This window comes from Caulobacter sp. CCNWLW153, from assembly GCF_036889365.1.
GTDB lineage: Bacteria > Pseudomonadota > Alphaproteobacteria > Caulobacterales > Caulobacteraceae > Caulobacter > Caulobacter radicis.
Window position 1 is genome coordinate 470,626 of record NZ_JBAKFV010000001.1, and the last position, 17,760, is coordinate 488,385.

At 68.8% G+C, this 17,760-nt stretch carries 15 protein-coding genes; 9 read left to right on the forward strand and 6 right to left on the reverse strand.

What is annotated here, in order from left to right; all coding sequences use genetic code 11:
- The first annotated feature begins 1 nt into the window (after nt 1).
- From secF to V6S85_RS02035, 4 genes are all read left to right on the forward strand, one after another.
- Nucleotides 2-952 (forward strand): protein translocase subunit SecF, encoded by a 951-nt coding sequence (gene secF, locus V6S85_RS02020; protein WP_116566723.1) that lies wholly within the window; start codon nt 2-4, stop codon nt 950-952.
- Nucleotides 949-1,320 (forward strand): Mth938-like domain-containing protein, encoded by a 372-nt coding sequence (locus V6S85_RS02025; protein WP_334347832.1) that lies wholly within the window; start codon nt 949-951, stop codon nt 1,318-1,320. Before secF ends, V6S85_RS02025 begins: the two co-directional genes overlap by 4 nt.
- Nucleotides 1,321-1,447: 127 nt before the next feature.
- Complete coding sequence (locus tag V6S85_RS02030) at nt 1,448-2,062, forward strand: urate hydroxylase PuuD (RefSeq protein ID WP_334347833.1); 615 nt, start codon at nt 1,448-1,450, stop codon at nt 2,060-2,062.
- A 118-nt stretch (nt 2,063-2,180) separates the two neighbouring features.
- Nucleotides 2,181-2,912: a squalene/phytoene synthase family protein gene (locus V6S85_RS02035; RefSeq protein WP_334347834.1), complete on the forward strand. Its 732-nt coding sequence runs from the start codon at nt 2,181-2,183 to the stop codon at nt 2,910-2,912.
- Between the two features lie 49 nt (nt 2,913-2,961).
- On the opposite strand, the gene V6S85_RS02040 is transcribed toward V6S85_RS02035, so the two are convergent.
- Nucleotides 2,962-5,031, reverse strand: coding sequence for a S9 family peptidase (locus V6S85_RS02040; RefSeq protein ID WP_334347835.1), 2,070 nt, complete (start codon nt 5,029-5,031; stop codon nt 2,962-2,964).
- Nucleotides 5,032-5,318: 287 nt separating this feature from the next.
- Here V6S85_RS02040 and lpxC point away from each other — a divergent pair, with 287 nt between their 5' ends.
- The 3 genes from lpxC to recN all read left to right on the forward strand — a co-directional run bounded on the left by lpxC (nt 5,319) and on the right by recN (nt 9,062).
- Nucleotides 5,319-6,215 (forward strand): UDP-3-O-acyl-N-acetylglucosamine deacetylase, encoded by an 897-nt coding sequence (gene lpxC, locus V6S85_RS02045; RefSeq protein WP_334347837.1) that lies wholly within the window; start codon nt 5,319-5,321, stop codon nt 6,213-6,215.
- Nucleotides 6,216-6,319: 104 nt separating this feature from the next.
- The gene (locus V6S85_RS02050; RefSeq protein ID WP_116566735.1) at nt 6,320-7,249 is read left to right on the forward strand and encodes an outer membrane protein assembly factor BamD; all 930 of its coding nucleotides are present in this window, start codon (nt 6,320-6,322) and stop codon (nt 7,247-7,249) included.
- Nucleotides 7,250-7,349: 100 nt separating this feature from the next.
- A complete protein-coding gene (gene recN, locus V6S85_RS02055) occupies nt 7,350-9,062 on the forward strand; it encodes a DNA repair protein RecN (RefSeq protein ID WP_334348108.1) in 1,713 nt (570 codons plus the stop codon).
- 167 nt (nt 9,063-9,229) lie between these two features.
- Here the strand turns inward: recN and parE are convergent, their stop codons facing one another.
- Entirely contained in the window at nt 9,230-11,335 is a 2,106-nt protein-coding gene (gene parE, locus V6S85_RS02060; RefSeq protein WP_116566737.1) for a DNA topoisomerase IV subunit B, read from the reverse strand.
- Nucleotides 11,336-11,550: 215 nt separating this feature from the next.
- Here parE and V6S85_RS02065 point away from each other — a divergent pair, with 215 nt between their 5' ends.
- On the forward strand, nt 11,551-11,937 hold the full coding sequence (locus tag V6S85_RS02065) for a hypothetical protein (RefSeq protein WP_116491523.1): 387 nt from the start codon (nt 11,551-11,553) through the stop codon (nt 11,935-11,937).
- Between the two features lie 183 nt (nt 11,938-12,120).
- The gene (locus tag V6S85_RS02070) at nt 12,121-13,419 is read left to right on the forward strand and encodes a M23 family metallopeptidase (RefSeq protein WP_334347839.1); all 1,299 of its coding nucleotides are present in this window, start codon (nt 12,121-12,123) and stop codon (nt 13,417-13,419) included.
- 144 nt (nt 13,420-13,563) lie between these two features.
- On the opposite strand, the gene V6S85_RS02075 is transcribed toward V6S85_RS02070, so the two are convergent.
- The 4 genes from V6S85_RS02075 to V6S85_RS02090 form a co-directional block, all read right to left on the reverse strand.
- The gene (locus tag V6S85_RS02075) at nt 13,564-14,124 is read right to left on the reverse strand and encodes a hypothetical protein (protein ID WP_116566741.1); all 561 of its coding nucleotides are present in this window, start codon (nt 14,122-14,124) and stop codon (nt 13,564-13,566) included.
- A 168-nt stretch (nt 14,125-14,292) separates the two neighbouring features.
- Complete coding sequence (locus tag V6S85_RS02080; protein WP_334347841.1) at nt 14,293-14,778, reverse strand: GNAT family N-acetyltransferase; 486 nt, start codon at nt 14,776-14,778, stop codon at nt 14,293-14,295.
- A gap of 55 nt (nt 14,779-14,833) precedes the next feature.
- Complete coding sequence (locus V6S85_RS02085; RefSeq protein ID WP_334347842.1) at nt 14,834-16,189, reverse strand: amidohydrolase family protein; 1,356 nt, start codon at nt 16,187-16,189, stop codon at nt 14,834-14,836.
- On the reverse strand, nt 16,189-17,652 hold the full coding sequence (locus tag V6S85_RS02090) for an amidohydrolase (protein ID WP_334347843.1): 1,464 nt from the start codon (nt 17,650-17,652) through the stop codon (nt 16,189-16,191). Before V6S85_RS02090 ends, V6S85_RS02085 begins: the two co-directional genes overlap by 1 nt.
- Nucleotides 17,653-17,760: the final 108 nt, after the last annotated feature.

The window sequence follows — 17,760 nt, forward strand, 5'->3', positions numbered from 1 at the left end:
CATGGCTGCTTGGCCCCTCATTCGCCTGATCCCGCGTTCGACCCACTACCGCTTCGTGCGCTGGGCCCCGGTCGCCGCGATCTTCTCGCTCATCCTGATCGTCGGTTCGGGCGTGTCGTTCTTCACCCAGGGCCTGAACCTGGGCATCGACTTCAAGGGCGGCGTCGCCCTGGAAGCCCGCATGCCCACGGCCATCGACCTCGACGAACTGCGCAAGGTGGCCCGGGCTACCGGCGCGCATGACGTGCAGGTCCAGGGCTTCGGCTCGCCCAACTCGGCGATGATCCGCTTCCTGCCGACCGAAGGCGTCAACGCCAACGTCGAGGCCAACCGGATCAAGACCGAGATCGTCCAGAAGTTTCCCGGCATGACCATGCCGGCGCCGACCGTCATCGGCGCCAAGGTCTCGGGCGAGCTGCTGCTCGGCGGCTTCAAGGCGCTGGGCATCGCCCTGCTGCTGATGCTCGGCTACATCTGGTTCCGCTTCCAGTGGCAGTTCGCCGTCGGCGCCGTCGTGGCCGTGTTCCACGACATCATCCTGACCCTGGGCATCCTGTCGGTGATGCAGATCGAGTTCTCGATGACCTCGGTCGCGGCCCTGCTGACGGTCATCGGCTACTCGATGAACGAAAAGGTCATCACCTTCGACCGCCTCAAGGAAAACCTGCGCAAGTACAAGACCACGCCGCTGCGCGAGATCATCGACCTGTCGGAGAACGAGCGTCTGTCGCGGACGATCATCACCGGCTCGACGGCGCTGCTGGCGCTGGGCGGCACGATGATCTTCGGCGGTCCGGTGCTGTTCCCGCTGGTCTTCACCATGGTGTTCGGCATCGCCATCGGCACCTATTCGTCGATCTACATCGCTCTGCCCCTGATCCTGGTCTGGGGCGTCAAGCGCGGCGACGAAGAGGCCAAGCCGGTGAAGCTCGGCGCGGCCAGCCAGCCGTGAGCCAGGGGCCTACCCCCCGCCAGCCCCCGTCGATCGACGCCTGGGGCGGCGGCGGCTTCCGGGTTTCCGGCGTCTGGCGGCCCGGTTCGCTGCTGGTCATCGACGACCAGCCGCTGGACTGGGCCGTCGCCAGCCTGGCGGAGCTGACGCCTGACGCCTTCGCCCCGGTGTTCGCCGCCGGCGGGGCGGTCGAGTTCGTGCTGCTGGGCATGGGCCTAGCCAACGCCTTGCCGCCGCGCCCCGTGCGCGACGCGCTGAAGGCCGCGGGCCTGGGCCTCGAGTTCATGAGCACCGAGGCCGCCGCCCGCACCTACAACGTCCTGGCCAGCGAAGGCCGGCGCATGGCCGCGGCGCTGATCGCGGTCTGAACCCCCTCCGGCCCTACGCGCCACCTCCCCCTCTGGGGGAGCTGTCGCGAAGCGACTGAGGGGGCCGCTTCCCCGACTCTCCCACACCGCCTATCCTGCACGCCAAGACACGGCTCAGGGGGCTGAATTGACTGGGATTCTCACCAACTTCCGCAGCACCATCATCGTCAGCTTCGTGCTGGCCCTGGTGATGGTGTTCGGTTTCGGGCACAGCCCCAACGGCTTCCACGGCGCCTACTGGCAGGCGGTGTTCCGCTGGTTGCACGTGCTGTTCGGCATCCTGTGGATCGGGCTGCTCTACTACTTCAACTTCGTGCAGATGCGGGTGATGCCGACCATCCCCGCCGAGCTGAAGCCGGCGGTCAGCAAGTATATCGCCCCCGAGGCGCTGTTCTGGTTCCGCTGGTCGGCCCTGGCCACCTGGATCATGGGCATGATCGTCGCCTTCAGCCGCGGCTACCTGATGGAGGCCATCACGCTGGGCGCCTGGCAGGGCTACCAGCGCGGCGTCGACATGGGTTTCACCTTCATCGGCATGGGCATGTGGCTGGCCACCGTGATGTTCTTCAACGTCTGGGGCCTGATCTGGCCGAACCAGAAGCGGGCCCTCGGCCTGGTGCCGGCCGACGACGCGACCAAGGCCAAGGCGGCTACGACCGCCATGCTATTCTCGCGCATCAACCTGCTGCTCAGCATTCCGATGCTGGTTACGATGACGATGTACCAGACGCTGTTCAACTGATCCGTCCGCCGGATCGAGACGAAGGCCCGCCCGTCCGGCGGGCCTTTTTCTTTGGACGGTTGGCCCGCCGGTACGGCGGGCCTTTCTCTTCGGGTAAGAGGGGGGCATAAGCCGCGCCATGTCCGCCGCCCCCGAAAACCCCTACGATTCCGGCCTCGATGATCTGGTCCGCCGCATCGACAACGATCGCTGGCTGGCCAGCCGGTTCGTCTCCGACCTCGCGGCGCGGACCGACATCGTCGCCCTGGTCGCCTTCAACTACGAGCTGGCGCGCGTGGCCGGCGGCGTCACCAGCGCGCTGATGGGCGAGATCCGCCTGACCTGGTGGCGCGAGGCGATGGAGGAACTGGCCGCCGGCAAGGCCCCGCGCAAGCACCCGGCCGTCGAGGCACTGGCCGCTTCGGGCGTCGATCCGCTGGCCCTGGCGGCCATGGCCGAGGCGCGCCTGGCCGACCTGGAGGAGGTGCCGCTGGCCGACGAGGCCGCTGTGCTGGCCTATCTGGACGCCACCGCCGGCGCCCTGGCCGGCCTGATGGCCCGGCGCCTGGACGCCTCGGCCGATCCCGCCGCCGTCCGCGCCGCCGCCCGCGCTTATGGCCTCGCGGGCCTGTGGCGGCTGAAGCTGGCCGGTCGCTCGCGCCTGCCGCTGGCCTGGACCGCCGCCGATGTCGAGGCCCGGGTGACGCAGCAGCGCAAGGCGGCGGCCGCCGAGCTCAAGACCCTGCCGATCGCCGCCTTTCCGGCCGTAGCGCCGGCCGCCCTGGCGGCGCGCCAGGCAAAGGGGCGCGAGATGAGCGAGCTCGAAAAAAAGGCCCGCCTGACCTGGTCGGTCGCGACGGGCCGGATTTGATTGAAGCTCCTCCCCCGCTGCGCGAGGGAGGAGTTTGCCGCCGTGGGCCTTACTTCCCCGTCCACTGGTTCAGCCAGCCCAGCACCTCGTCGTGCCACTGGACCGAGTTCTGGGCCTTCAGCACCCAGTGGTTTTCGTTGGGGTAGTAGAGGAACTTGCTGGGCACGCCCTTGCGCTGCAGCGCCGTGAAGGTGGCGATGCCCTGTTCGAGGGGCACGCGGAAGTCGTTCTGGCCCTGGACGACGAGGGTCGGCACGGTCCACTCGGCCACGTGGTCGGCCGGGTTGAACTGGCTGTAGGTGGTCTTGCCTTCCCACGGCGCGCCGCCGTTTTCCCACTCGCTGAACCACAGCTCCTCGGTCGAGTAGCCCATGAAGCGGCTGTCGAAGATGCCGTCGTGGTTCACCAGGCACTTCCACGGCTCCTTCCACTGGCTGGCGATCCAGTTGATCATGAAGCCGCCGTACGAGCCGCCCAAGGCGCAGGCGCGGTCCTGGTCGAGGAAGCCGTACTTCTTGGTGGCGAAGTCCCAGCCCTTCTGCAGGTCTTCCAGCGGGCGGTCGCCCCAATGCTGGCTGATCGCGTCGGTGAAGGCCTGGCCGTATCCGGTCGAGCCGTGGAAATCGATCATCACCACGGCATAGCCGGCGCCGGCGTAGGTCTGGGCGTTCCAGCGGTAGTGGAAGAGGTTCCCGAACGAGCCCTGCGGGCCGCCGTGGATCAGGAAGGCGACCGGATACTTCTTAGACGGATCGAAGTTGGCCGGCTTCACGAGATAGCCGTGCACGGTCTCGTCGTTCCAGCCCTTGAAGCTGAACTGCTCGGCCTCGCCCAGGGCGACGCCTTCCAGCTTGTCGGCGTTCAGGCCGGTCAGCTTGATCGGCGCGCCTTTCGGAGCCAGCGCATAGAGCTGGGCCGGGGTCTTCAGATTGTCCTGGGCGATGACGGTCGAGCCGCCGGCGGCGCTGAACGCGCCCACGTGGCCCTCGCCGGTCAGGGCCGTGGCCTTGCCGGTCTTGACGTCGATGGCGAAGAGCTTGGTCTGACCCACGTCCTCGGCGGTCGTGTAGATGGTCTTGCCGTCGCCGCTGAAGGTGATCGACTGGGCCGAGTGGTCCCAGGCCGGGGCCACTTCACGCACCTTGCCGTTCTCGCGCACCATGACGCCGAAGCGGTCGGCCTCGAAGCCCGGGCGCTTCATGGCCAGCCACGCCTGGACCTTGCCGTCCGGCGAGAAGGTGGGCTGGGCGTCCCAGGCCTTGTTGTCTTCGGTCAGGTTGGCCGGTTTGGCCGAGCCGTCGACCGGAACCGACCATAGGTCGTAGTTGGTCTGCCAGGGCTCGTCGCGGCCGGCGATCTTGGCCGAGAACACCACGGTCTTGCCGTCGGGGCTGATGGTGAAGTCCTCGTCGCCGCCGAACGGCTTGGTCGGGGAATCACCGTCGAAGCCGGCCATGAGCGCCTTCGCCTCGCCCGCCGCCACGCCCGAAGCGTCCAGGTCGTAGGCGTAGAGATGGTTCTTCGTGCCGTCGTTCCAGGTGTCCCAGTGACGGATGAAGAGCTTGTCGTAGACGACGCCGGTCGTCTTCTGGGCCTTCTTCTGGTCCAGGCGCTCCTGGGTGCAGGCCAGGGTGGGGCAGTCGGGGAAGACGGCCTGGCTGACCACCACCGTCTTGCCGTCGGCCGAGACCTTGAAGGCGCCGACGTCGAACGGGGCCTTGGTCACCTGGACGGCGGTCTCGCCCGAAGCGTCCGTGCGGAACACCTGGTCGGAGCCGGCGCGGCCCGACAGGAAGTAGATGCTCTTGCCGTCGGCCGACCAGCGGGCGCTGGAGACGCCGCCGTCCGACACCGCCAGACGGCGTGGGGCGATCCTGGCCTTCAGGTCGGCGACCCACAGCGAGAACGAGGCCTTGTTGGCCGGCAGGTCCATCGTCCGCACCAGGTAGATCACCTGGCGGCCGTCCGGCGACACCTTCGGCTCGCTGACGCGGTCGAGGGTGACCATGTCCTTGGCGGTGAAGCCGCGACCCTGCGCCTGGGCGGCGGCCGGGACGACCGCAAAGGCGGCCAGCGAGAGGGCGAGAGCGGAGGCGGCGAGGCGCAAGGTCTTGGTCATGGAAGTCGTGGTCCAGGCGGCAAGGTTGCCAAAAACGGCGCGAGCCTAGCGGCGCCGTGCCGGTGAGGACAGCCCGAAGGGCAAGCTTTGCTCCATGCTGCGGCGCCGTTAGCGAAGGTGGCGGAATTTGGTCTTCCGCGTGGCGAAAATGCCATATCGGACAACGACTTATGAAGGTAACAATCCGAAACAGGACTTGCGTTGCTGCGTCGCGGCAAAGCTCGTAGACGGTAAATGGGGACGAATAGGCGGCCGCAGAGCCGCTCCCAAGTTTACAAAGGTTTCTCGTGTCGGTTTCGCCTTATCATCAGCACACGGTCGCTGGACCGGTGATCTTCGCAGGGATCGGCCTGCACACGGGCGCGCATGTGCGCGTCGCCGTGCGCCCCGCCGCTCCCGACAGCGGGATCGTCTTCGTGCGCACCGACGTCCAGGATCGCGACAACCGCGTGCCGGTTCGCGGCGACGCCGTGGTGCAGACCCAGCTGGGCACCGTCATCGCCAACGCCGCCGACGTGCGCGTCTCGACCATCGAGCACCTGATGGCCGCCCTGGCCGCCCTGTCGGTCGACAACTGCGTCGTCGAGCTGGACGGTCCGGAAGTGCCGATCATGGACGGCTCGTCCGAGCCCTTCGTGCAGATCCTCGACCGCGCCGGTCGCCGCCGCCAGGAAGCCGCGCGCCGCTACATCGAGATTCTCTCGCCGATCGAGGTGGTCGAGGGCGACAAGCGCGCGTCCCTGACGCCGGCCGAATCCTTCGAGGTGGCCTTCGAGATCGCCTTCGCCAGCAAGGCCATCGGCCGCCAGCGCGTCGACCTCGCCATCGACGAGGAAAGCTTCCGCAAGGAACTGTCGAACTGCCGCACCTTCGGCTTCCTGCGCGAAGTCGAGGCGCTGCGCGACATCGGCCTGGCCCGCGGCGGCTCGATGGAGAACGCCGTGGTCATCGACGGCGACCGCGTGCTCAATCCCGAAGGCCTGCGCCGCGCCGACGAGTTCGTGCGCCACAAGGCCCTGGACGCCGTCGGCGACCTTTATGTCGTCGGCGCTCCGATCCTTGGCAGGTTCGAAGGAATTCTGGCCGGACACGGCCTCAATAACGCCGCTGTTCGTGCGTTGATGGAGCAACCGCGCGCTTGGCGCTGGCGCGCCCATGCGCCGGAGCTGGCCGAAGCGGTCTGATCAAAACGGGGGATCGCTCCCGCCGCTCGGCTTTCGTTTGCGCCCGCATCGACGTGGTGTAGAAGCCTTGGTTCGGCGCGGGGGCGCGCAAGGTTGCTTCGAGGGTGAGAGAGTCCGTGCTTCGCAAAATCTCGGGACGTTCGGCCGTCTCCATCGTGGCCGTGCTCGCCGCTCTTTCGGTGACCGCCTGCGCGGGCAAGCCCAAGAAGCCGACGCTGGCCTATGAAGAGCGTCCGGTCGAGCTGCTGTACTCCACCGGCGCCAATCGCCTGGACCGCGGCAACTGGAACGAGGCCGTCGACTACTTCCGCGAGGTCGAGCGCCAGCACCCCTATTCGGAATGGTCGCGCCGCTCGATCCTGATGACCGGCTACGCCCACTACCAGGGCAACCAGTACGCCGACGCCATCGGCGACGCCGACCGTTTCATCTCGCTCTATCCGGGCAACCCGTCGGCTTCGTACGCCTACTACCTGAAGGCCATCTGCTACTTCGAGCAGATCGTCGACGTGTACCGCGACCAGGCCGCCACCGAGCAGGCGCTCGCCGCCCTGCGCGACGTCGTCCAGCGCTATCCCAACAGCGAATACGCCCAGGACGCCCGCCTGAAGATCGACATGGTCAACGACCAGTTGGCCGGCAAGGAACTGGCCATTGGTCGCTGGTACCTGCGCGACGGCAAGACGCTGGCCGCCATCGGCCGCTTCAAGACCGTGGTCGACCGTCACCAGACCACCTCGCACACGCCCGAAGCCCTCTACCGCCTGGTCGAGGCCTACATGACCCTGGGCCTGACCGAGGAAGCCAAGCGCAACGGCGCGGTGCTGGGCTACAACTTCCCGGGCGACCGCTGGTACGCCGACGCCTACAAGCTGCTGAACGACGCGGGCCTGAAGCCGGCCGTCGAGCCGCTGAAGGCAGGCAACAAGCGCAACCTGATCGACCGCACCCTCAATCGCGAGAAGGGTAGCGCGCTGGCGCCTCCCGGCGAGAAGAAGAAAAAGGGCGGCCTGATGGGCGTTCTCGGGATGTAAGCGAAAGCGGGCCGTTGCAAAACGGCCCGTTTTTCTTTTGTTCTCAAGCGCCTACCGCTTCCTCTTTGAAAAAGCCCGATTCCCGGTGATCCTTCCGGCCATGCTGATCGGTCTCTCCATCCGCGACGTGGTGCTCATCGAGAGCCTCGACCTGGCCATTGGGCCGGGCCTGACCGCGCTGACCGGCGAGACCGGGGCGGGCAAGTCGATCATTCTCGACGCCCTGGGCCTGGCCACCGGCGCCCGCGCCGACGCCGGCCTGGTGCGCCGCGGAGCCGCCGGCCACGCCAGCGCCACGGCCATTTTCGCCCTGGCTCCCGACCATCCCGCTTTCGCCTATCTCGACGACAAGGGCCTGGACTACGCCCGCGACGAGGATCTGGTCCTGCGCCGCCAGCTGTCGCCCGACGGCCGCAGCCGGGCCTTCGTCAACGACCAGGCCACCAGCGTCGGCGTGCTCAAGGATCTCGGCGCCCTGCTGCTCGAGGTGCACGGCCAGCACGAGACGGTCGGCCTGCTCGATCCGCGCACCCACCGCACCCTGCTGGACGCCTACGGCCAGGTCAGCGTCGGAGCCGTGGCCTCGGCCTGGAGCGGCTGGCGCGCCGCCCGCGAGACCGCCGCCGAGCTGAAGGCCCTGTCCGACCGCGCCGCGGCCGAGACCGAGGAACTGACGCTCCGCCTGTCCGAACTCGACCGGCTGGACCCGCGCGAGGGCGAGGAGACCGCCCTGGCCGAGGAGCGGGCCCTGTTGGGTTCCGCCGAGAAGGCCCTGGCCGACATCGCCGCCGCGCAGGACGCGCTGGGCGGCGACAACCTGTCGGGCAAGCTGGCTTCGGCCTTCCGCGCCCTGGAGCGCGCCCGCGACCGCGCCGCCAACGCCGGCGCGCCCGCCGACGGTCCGGCCATGACCCGCCTGGCCGCCGCCTGCGAGGCGGTCGACCGCGCGCTCGTCGAGGCCCAGGAAGCCAGCGCCGCCATCGACATGGCCGCCGAGAGCTTCGAGTTCGAACCCGACCGCCTGGAGAAGGCCGAGGAGCGATTGTTCGCCCTGCGCGGCATGGCCAGGAAGCTGAACGTGCTGGTCGAGGACCTGCCCGCCGTCCGCGCCGAGTTCGCCGCCCGCCTGCAGGCCGTCGAGACCTCGGCCGAGGCCCTGGTCGCCGCGGAGGCGCAGGCCGCAGAGGCCCGCGAGGCCTATCTGTATGCCGCCCAGGCCTTATCGGCCGAGCGACGCGCCGCCGGCGACCGCCTGGCTCAAGCCGTCGAGGCCGAGCTCGGCCCGCTGAAGCTGGAGAAGGCCAGGTTCCGCGTCGCCCTGGAGCCGCTGGACGAGGACAAGGCCGGGCCCTCAGGTCTCGACCGCATCGCCTTCGAGATCTCGACCAATCCCGGCGCGCCTTTCGGCCCGATGGAAGCGATCGCCTCCGGCGGCGAACTGGCCCGCTTCGCGCTGGCGCTGAAGGCGGCGCTGGCGGGGAAGGGCGGCGGCCCGCAGCCGCTGATGATCTTCGACGAAGTCGACCAGGGCGTCGGCGGGGCCGTGGCCGACGCCGTCGGCCTGCGCCTCAAGCGCCTGGCGCAAGGTGAAGGGCAGGGGGGCGCCCAGGTGCTGGTGGTGACCCATTCGGCCCAGGTCGCCGCCCGCGGCGACGCCCACTGGCGCATCTCCAAGTCCGGCGACGACACCTCGACCCGCACGAAGGTCGAACCCCTGTCGCCCGCCGAACGCGAGGAAGAGATCGCCCGGATGCTGTCGGGCGCGGAGGTTACCGAGGCGGCGCGTGCCGCGGCCCGGGCGCTGATCGGGTAGTTTCCTTCTCCCCTTGCGGGAGAAGGTGTCGCCGGTAGGCGACGGATGAGGGGTCTCTCAGAAATCTAACGCGGCTTCCGAACACTCAGCTTGGGAAGCTGACGTTCTGTGCGACCCCTCACCCGACCTCCTTCGGAGGCCACCCTCTCCCGCAAGGGGAGAGGGGATCACAGATCCAGATCGTCCGCCGCGAAGGCCGCGTTGTCCTGGATGAACTTGAAGCGCAGTTCGGGCTTGCGGCCCATCAGCGTCTCGACCAGGTCCTCGACGGTCTCCTCGTGGCGCGGCAGGGTCACGCGCGCCAGGGTGCGGACCGCCGGGTCCATGGTGGTTTCCTTCAGCTGGGCGGCCATCATCTCGCCCAGGCCCTTGAAGCGGCCGATCTCGGGCTTCTTGCCCTTGAACATGGTGGCCAGCAGCTCGTCCTTGTGGGCGTCGTCGCGGGCGTACTCGGTCTTGCCGCCGTGGCTGATGCGGTAGAGCGGCGGCAGGGCGAGATACAGGCGGCCGGCGCGGATCAGGTCCGGCATGGTCCGGTAGAAGAAGGTGATCAGCAGCGAGGCGATGTGGGCGCCGTCGACGTCGGCGTCGGTCATGATGATGATCCGCTCGTAGCGCAGATCCTCTTCACGGTACTTGTTCCCGCCCTGGGCTCCGAGGGCCAGCATCAGGTCCGACAGTTCCTTGTTGGCCGTGAACTTCTCGCCCGAGGCCGAGGCCACGTTCAGGATCTTGCCGCGCAAGGGCAGGATCGCCTGGTTCTTGCGGTTGCGGGCCTGTTTGGCCGAGCCGCCGGCCGAGTCGCCTTCGACGATGAACAGTTCGGCGCCGTCGACCGCGCCGCCGGCGCAGTCGGCCAGCTTGCCGGGCAGGCGCAGCTTGCGGGTCGCCGAGGCGCGGGAGACTTCCTTGTCCTTGCGGCGCTTGAGGCGTTCCTCGGCGCGCTCGATGACGAACTCCAGCAGGGCCTGGGCGGCCTTGGGGCTGCCGGTCAGCCAGTGGTCGAACGGGTCGCGCAGGGCGTTCTCGACGAAGCGCTGGGCCTCGGTCGTTGACAGCTTTTCCTTGGTCTGGCCCTGGAACTCGGGGTTCTTGATGAACACCGAGATCAGCGCGCCGGCCTGGGCCACCACGTCGTCGGCGGTGATGATCGTGCCGCGCTTCTCGCCCTTGAGGTCGGCATAGGCCTTGAGGCCCCGCGTCAGGGCGGCGCGGAAGCCGCTTTCATGCGTGCCGCCCTCGGGGGTCGGCACGGTGTTGCAGTACGACTGCATGAAGCCGTCGTGCTCGCCGAAGCCGCGCGGGGTCCAGGTGACGGCCCATTCGACCGCGCCGGCCTCGCCCTCGCGCTCGATGCGGCCGGCGAAGCTGGTCGGGGTGACCGTCTCCAGGCCCTTGGTGCGCTCGGCCAGGAAGTCGGCCAGGCCGTTGGGGAAGTGGAACACCGCCTCGGCGGGCGTCTGGTCGTGGATGCGCTCCTGGGCGCAGGACCATTTGATCTGCACGCCGCGGAACAGATAGGCCTTCGAACGGGCCATGCGGTACAGGCGCGCCGGCTTGAAGGCGCAGCCCTCGCCGAAGATCTGCTCGTCGGGCTTGAAGCGCACCATGGTGCCGCGCTTGCGGCTGGGCTGGATCTTCTCGACCGGGCCCAGCGGCTTGCCGCGGGCGAAACTCTGGCGGTGCTCGAAGCCGTCGCGCCAGACGGTCACCTCGACCAGTTCCGACAGGGCGTTGACGACGCTGGCGCCGACGCCGTGCAGGCCGCCCGAGGTCTCGTAGGCCTTGCCGCTGAACTTACCGCCCGCGTGCAGGACGGTCATGATCACTTCCAGCGCCGACTTGCCCGGATGCTTGGGGTGAGGGTCCACGGGCATGCCGCGGCCGTCGTCCTTGACCGACAGGTAGCCGTCGGCGTCGAGCTTGACCTCGATCGATTTGGCGAAGCCGGCCACGGCTTCGTCCATCGAGTTGTCGAGCACTTCGGCGAACAGGTGGTGCAGGGCCCGCTCGTCGGTGCCGCCGATGTACATGCCCGGACGCATGCGCACGGGCTCCAGGCCTTCCAGCACCTCGATCGAACTGGCGTCGTAGCCGCCCGAAGACGGAGCCTGAGCCGGCGCGGCCTCGACCTTGCCCGGCGGCGGGGGAGGCGGCGGCTGCGGCTTGGGCTGCGGATGCGGTTCGCGAGCGGGCAGGGGCGGGGCGCTCGGCGGCGCCAGGGCGTCGTCGTCGAACAGCGAGAACAGCGAGTTGGGGTCTTTGGAAGACATGTGGGGATTTTGCGGCGATTCGGGTGTCCCGCCCCGTATGACCCGAGCTCGCCCCCAAGGAAAGCGCTGCCTGGGGATTGGTTTGCAGCTTCAGTGTGCATGCACGAATGTGACAATCTTCACGTGTATTTTCGTTGATATCGCCTCGGGTTGAGTGAATGCTCCCTTCCACCGGCCCGAGCGGCGGCCGGTCCATCGGAAGAGGGAGAAGCGTCATGACGACTGCGACTGCGCAGGCGGGGACCGCCGAATTCACCACCACCGACTGCGGCGACACCAGCGGCACGGCCAACGGGCTGCTGCCGGTCGGCTCGGCCGTCTCGATCAACGGCAGCACCGACCTCAGCTCGTGCATCATCGGCAACAGCGAGGGCAAGGTCTACGGCATCCGCCTGGTGTCGAACGCCGGCATCTACAGCTACCAGGTGCAGGTCGACGCCCAGGGGCCGTCGGGCATCTTCTCGGGCAGCATCAACCTGGCCTTCACCGACCAGACCGGCGACACCTACAAGCTGGCCATCACCGCCAGCCGCCGCGAGCAGCACACGGTCTCCTACAACAGCGATCGGCCCTCGATCGTGAAGATCACCTGGGCGACCTGACGCCTGGTGGGCCTCGCCCGGGCGGCGAGGCCCATACGCCCTTCCTGGAGCGGGCCGGCGCGCCTAAGCTTGTCGTGCGCGACGTCCGGGCCTGACCGGTGATCGGCGCACGGTTCCAAGCTTTCATCGGTTTCCGGCTTTCGAGCGGCGCTCCATAGAGACGCGCCCGAATGGGAGGGTTTGATGCGTGCGATCCTTGCGCCGGCGCTCTGCGCTGGCCTGTTGGCCGTGGCTGCGCCCGGCTTGGCTTTCGCCGACACCGGCTATGCGGCCGCCTGGCGTCCGGGCGGCGGCGCCCAGTGGTGGCGCTCGGACATGAGCCTCGATCAGCTCAAGGCCCAGGACAAAACCCATTTCGACAACGGCCTGCGCATCCATTCCCTGTCGGTGAGGGACGGTCGGTTCGCCGCCGTCTGGCGGCCGGGGACAGGCGCCCAGTGGTGGCGGGCGGGCATGACGCTGGACGAGCTGAAGGCCCAGGACACCACCTACTTCAATCAGGGCCTCCGCCTGACCGCCCTGGAACTCGATGGCGGCCGGTTCACCGCCGTCTGGCGGCCCGGTTCCGGCGCGCAATGGTGGCGCACCGGCATGACCGTCGACCAGATGAAGGCGCAGGATCAGACCCATTTCGACAACGGCCTGCGCATCACCCTGCTGGAGGTCGACGGCGGTCGCTACACCGCCGTCTGGCGGCCGGGGACAGGCGCCCAGTGGTGGCGTTCGGGCATGACCGGCGCCCAGGTCGAGACCCAGGACCAGACCTATTTCAACCAGGGTCTGCGGCTGGCGGCGCTGTCGGTGGACGGCGACGCCTACGCCGCGGTCTGGCGGCCGGGGACGGGAACCCAGTGGTGGAGCCACCGCCGCTGCATGGTCGACTTCAAGACCGAGGACGCGGCCTATTTCAGCCGCGGCCTGCGCATGGAGTTCATCGAGCAGCAGGACAGCGCCGTCGGCGCCTATCGCTATCCGTGGAAAGCGGGCGACACCCGCAATGTCGGCCAGGGCAACAACAATCCCGGCGGCTCGCACAACGGCAGCCAGGCCTTCGCCTTCGACTTCTCGATGCCGGTCGGAACCCAGATCCGCGCCGTGCGCGGCGGTACCGTCGAGTGGCTGCAGGAAAGCCAGAGCACGACCTACAACCCCAACGCCCCGACCACGCCCAGCAACACGCCGTTCCCGGGCGGCAGCCTGCAGAACTGGGGCAACGCCGTGCGCCTCCGCCATCCGGGCGGTTTCACCAGCTGGTACTTCCACATCCAGCAGAACGGCGTGCTGGTGAACGTCGGCGACGTCGTCCAGCGCGGCCAGCCGATCGCCACCTCGGGCAATACGGGGCGCACCTCCGGCCCGCACCTGCACTTCCAGGTCCAGGCGGACTCGACCAACTGGGGCCAGTCGGTGGCGATCAGCTTCAACGACTGCCAGGTTCCGACGGGCGGCGACAGCGTGACGTCCAACAACGTCTGGCCTTGAGGGGCTGGGCGGAGTGACGTTCAGGCTCCGCGCGGGGTCCTCGTCCTTCGACAAGCTCAGGATGAGGACCACTGGCTGGCCGCTCGAAAACCTCACCCTGAGCCTGTCGAAGGGCGAGGTTTTCGTCTCGGGCGCCGTTTGCCCTCAAGCGGCCTTGGCGGCCATGCGGGCCAGGGCGCGGCGCTCGATGCTGGCGGCGAACAGCGGCGTCTCGCGGCTGTTGTGGTCGCCGCCGTCACGCTGGCGGGCGTCGGCGGCGTCCTCGAACGGCGTGCCGTGCTTGTCGATGAAGTCGAGGAAGGCCTGGGTGGGGTGGGCGACCACGCTGTTGGTGTATTCGCAGGTCGCCTCGTCGATCTTCCTGGCGCTCAGGGTCCAGATCACCTGCACCCGCGTGCGGCCGTTGGGGGTGAAGGCGTCCGAGGTCGACACCATCCTGCACAGGGTGGGGGTGGCGACCTCGGCCACGTAGTGCTGCACCATCAGCGTCTGGCCGATCATTTCGACATTGATCGACATGCGCCGGCCGTCGTCGGTGAAGGTGGCGCCGGCCGAGATATGGTCGGGCGCGCAGCAGCGCTGGTACTCGGCCTCGGGTAGATTGAACAGCCAGTCGGCGATGTCGATCGCCTCGATCGGCGCGTTGATGGTCGCGGTATAGGCCGAGGCCGACAGTTGCTTGTCCGTGATGATGATGTCCGACATCGCCGTCTCCTTCCGTCGAAAACCTGCCCGCGGCGCCGGATGCTGCCGGCGGGCGACGTCAGGACTTTCGGCGCGAGGACGCCGGCCAGGTAGCCATCCATGGGTTTGCCGCGCGAAGGCATGGGGAGGGGCCGTCTAGACCTAGGTCTAGACGGGCGCGGGCATGGCTCAGGCCAGCTCGCGCCGCATGGCGTAGTTGTGGATCGGCACGCCGCGCACCTCGAAGTCCCGCCGCGAGGTCACGGTGAAGCCGTGGCGCTCGAACACGGGCCTCGCCAGTTCGCTGGCCTCGACATGCAGGGCGGTGAGGCCTTGCTCCACGGCGCGTTGGATCACCGTCTCCAGCAGGCGAGAGGCCACGCCCTGGCCCGCGAAATCGGGATGGCAATAGAGGTGGTCGACATGGCCGTCGGCCTCGAGGTCGACATAGGCCACGGCCTGGTCGCCGGCGTCGGCGGCGACGAAGGTCGTGCGACCGTCGGCGGCGCGGGTCAGGACGTCGATCGGCGCCAGAGGCGCGGGCGCCCAGGCGGCCACCTGCGCGGCGGAATAGTCGCGCCGGCCAAGGCCGCGAACGGCCTCGTAGTAGAGCTGGGCCATGTGAGGCGCATCGTCCGGCCGATAGGGGCGGATGACGACGGCGGCGGCTTCCATCTCTTCCCTCGAAAAGCGACGGCCCGTTCCGGGGAGGAGCGGGCCGTCCGGTCCGTTACCGATAGGCCGGGGGCAGGCCGTTGTCGCCCGCCGCGTAGCGGTCGCGCAGCTGGCTCTGGCGGCTGTCGGCCGGCTGCTCGACGCCGCCGATGAACACCTTGTCGGCCCAGGTCGTGGTTTCCAGCGGATCGCCGGTCCACAGCACCAGGTCGGCGGTCTTGCCGACGTCCAGCGAGCCGATCTGGTCGGCCATGCCCCAGATCTTCGCCGGCGTCAGGGTGATCGCCGCCAGGGCGGCCGGATAGGGCAGGCCGTTAGCGACGGCCAGGCCCGCGTTCAGGCGTTCCTGGCGCAGGTTGTTGAAGTCCCGCGCGCCGTTGATCGCCACCGTCACGCCAGCCGCGTTCAGGCGGGCGGCGTTGTCGAGGCGCGAGCCCAGGGTCTCGAAGCTGTCGGGCAGGTCGGCCTGGGTGTCGACGATCACCGGCACGCCGGCCTTGGCGATCTCGCCGGCCACGAGCCAGCCTTCCTCGGCGCCTTCGAGCACGATCCTGATCTTCTCCTCGGCCGCCAGCTTGAGGGCCAGGCGGATGTCCGAGGCGCGATGGGCGCGGATCAGCAGCGGGGTCTTGCCCTGCACCACCGGGACCAGGGCCTCCAGATCGAGGCGCGAGAGGCCGTAGTCGCGCGTGGCGCCCTGTTCGAAGGCGGCGCGGTTCCTGGCGAACGCCCGGGCGTCCTGCAGGGCCGACTTGACCAGCACGATCGCCGCGCCGCGCGAGCCGCCGGCCGCGCGGGCCCCGGCCTCGCCCAGAGACAGCGTCACTGCGGTCTTCGACTTGGCGAGGATGTCGGCCTCGCCGGCCTTCAGGCGCACGAACGCCGCCTGGCCGCCGAACAGCGGGGGATCGCCGCCGCCGTCCTTGCCGGCCGTCATCTCCTCGACCACGCCGTCGTCGGCATGCTCGTGGGACCCGCCGCCGACGCCCGACAGGATCGGGGTCACGGCCGAGCTGGTGACGCCGCTGTCTCGGGCCAGGCCGATCATCGGCGAGGCCGGATTGACGCTGTAGGCGATGTCGAAGCCGGCCGAGAGCGCATTGCCGGTGCCGTCGTCGCGCGTCTCGCGCACGCCGCCGATCTCCGAGGCGCTGATGTTCGACGACGGGGCCACCAGGCCCGGGGTCACGACCCCGCCCTTGGCGTCGATGGTCGTCACGCCGGCCGGCACGGCGACGCCGGCGCCGACGGCGGCGATCTTGCCGTTCTGGACGAGGATGGTCCCCGACGGGATCGCCGCGCTCGACACCGGCTCGATGCGGGCGTTGACGATGGCGAAGGTCTGGGCGGCGGCGGGAGCGGCGACGACGGCGGTCAGGGCCGCGCCGGCGAGAAGGATGGACCGGATCATCAGTTGAACGCTCCCTGGCCGGGCTGGCCGAGCTCGAAGTCGGACTTGGGCTGATAGCGCTTGTCGCTGCGGTCGTAGGTCAGGGCGCCGTCGATATAGACCTGCTCTGCCTGGGCGTAGACGCTGAACGGGTCGCGGTTCCAGACCACGATGTCGCCGGCCTTGCCCACTTCCAGGCTGCCGGTCTTGTCGGCGATGCCCATGGCTTTGGCCGGATTGGCCGTGATCCACTTGATGGCCTCGGCGCGGGTGATCCCGTAGCCGATCTTGTTGCCCGCGGTCATGGCGATGGCGGCCTCCTGGTTGAGGCGCTGGGTCATGATCGGGTCGTCGGAGTGGATGACGACGCAGGCGCCGGCCTTCCACACCATGGCGGCGTTGGAATCGACGCCGTCCAGGCTTTCCATCTTGAAGCCGGTCCACGAGGCCCAGGTGGCCGAGCAGATGCCTTCCTTGGCCAGCAGCGGGGCGACCTTGTAGCTCTCCACCGCGTGGTGGAACATGGTGATCTTGTAGCCGAACTCCTTGGCCACATCGATCATCACGGCCATCTCGTCGCCGCGATAGCAGTGGTTCTGCACCAGGATCTCGCCCTTGAGCACGCCGGCCAGGGTCTCAAGCTGCAGGTCGCGCTTGGGAGCGTCGGCCTTCTCGCCCTTGTCCTTCTTGGCGCGGTAGTCGTCCCACTTGCGGGCGTAGTCGGCCGCGTCGATCCACGCTTTGCGATAGCCGAAGACGTTGCCCATCGCCGTCGAGGGCGTGCGGTTCTTGGAGCCGTAGACGCGCTTGGGGTTCTCGCCGCAGGCCATCTTCAGGCCGTAGGGCGCGCCCGGGAACTTCATGCCCTGCATGGTGGTCGAGGGCACGTTCTTCAGCGTCACCGAGCGGCCGCCGAAGAGGTTGGCGCTGCCGGGGAGGATCTGCAGGGTGGTCACGCCGCCGGCGCGGGCGCGGTTGAAGCCCGGGTCCTGCGGCCACACCGAGTGCTCGGCCCAGACCTGGGCGGTGTTGGGATCGGTGGCCTCGTTGCCGTCCGACTTGGCCGACACGCCGGGCGAGGGATAGACGCCCAGGTGGCTGTGGGAGTCGATGATGCCGGGGGTGATCCACTTGCCCTTGGCGTCGATGGTCGTGACGCCGGCGGGGATGGCGGTCTCGGGACCGCCGACGGCGATGATCTTGCCGTCCTGGACCACGACCACGCCGTTGTCGATCTGGGCGCCGGTCGCGGTCAGCACCGTGGCGCCGACGAAGGCCGTCGGTCGCGAGGGCAGGGGCGCGTAGGTCGAGGGGAAGCCCGACGAGGCCTCGCCGTCCAGGCCCTTGGGCAGCGGCTTGGCCTCGGCCTTTTCGGCGGGCTTGGCGGACGCCTGCGGCTTCGCCGTCGTCCCGGTCGTGGCGCAGGCCGAAAGGCCCAGCGCGAGCAGACTGACGGCAGCGGCCGTCGTACCCCATCGTGTCATCAATTTTCCCCGACTCTCGAAGAGGCCGCGAGGACAGACTAATTCAGACCCCTGATCAAGCAGCGCGGCGCCCCATTTTTCCCCGATCGCGGCGTTTGTCTGTCGCGC

Coding starts and splice junctions, on each gene's coding strand:
- secF (WP_116566723.1), top strand. CDS start 2: ATGGCTGCTTGGCCCCTCATTCGCCTGATCCCGCGTTCGACCCACTAC.
- V6S85_RS02035 (WP_334347834.1), top strand. CDS start 2,181: ATGTCCGCCGCCCCCGAAAACCCCTACGATTCCGGCCTCGATGATCTG.
- V6S85_RS02040 (WP_334347835.1), bottom strand. CDS start 5,031: ATGACCAAGACCTTGCGCCTCGCCGCCTCCGCTCTCGCCCTCTCGCTG.
- recN (WP_334348108.1), top strand. CDS start 7,350: ATGCTGATCGGTCTCTCCATCCGCGACGTGGTGCTCATCGAGAGCCTC.
- parE (WP_116566737.1), bottom strand. CDS start 11,335: ATGTCTTCCAAAGACCCCAACTCGCTGTTCTCGCTGTTCGACGACGAC.
- V6S85_RS02065 (WP_116491523.1), top strand. CDS start 11,551: ATGACGACTGCGACTGCGCAGGCGGGGACCGCCGAATTCACCACCACC.
- V6S85_RS02070 (WP_334347839.1), top strand. CDS start 12,121: ATGCGTGCGATCCTTGCGCCGGCGCTCTGCGCTGGCCTGTTGGCCGTG.
- V6S85_RS02075 (WP_116566741.1), bottom strand. CDS start 14,124: ATGTCGGACATCATCATCACGGACAAGCAACTGTCGGCCTCGGCCTAT.
- V6S85_RS02080 (WP_334347841.1), bottom strand. CDS start 14,778: ATGGAAGCCGCCGCCGTCGTCATCCGCCCCTATCGGCCGGACGATGCG.
- V6S85_RS02085 (WP_334347842.1), bottom strand. CDS start 16,189: ATGATCCGGTCCATCCTTCTCGCCGGCGCGGCCCTGACCGCCGTCGTC.
- V6S85_RS02090 (WP_334347843.1), bottom strand. CDS start 17,652: ATGACACGATGGGGTACGACGGCCGCTGCCGTCAGTCTGCTCGCGCTG.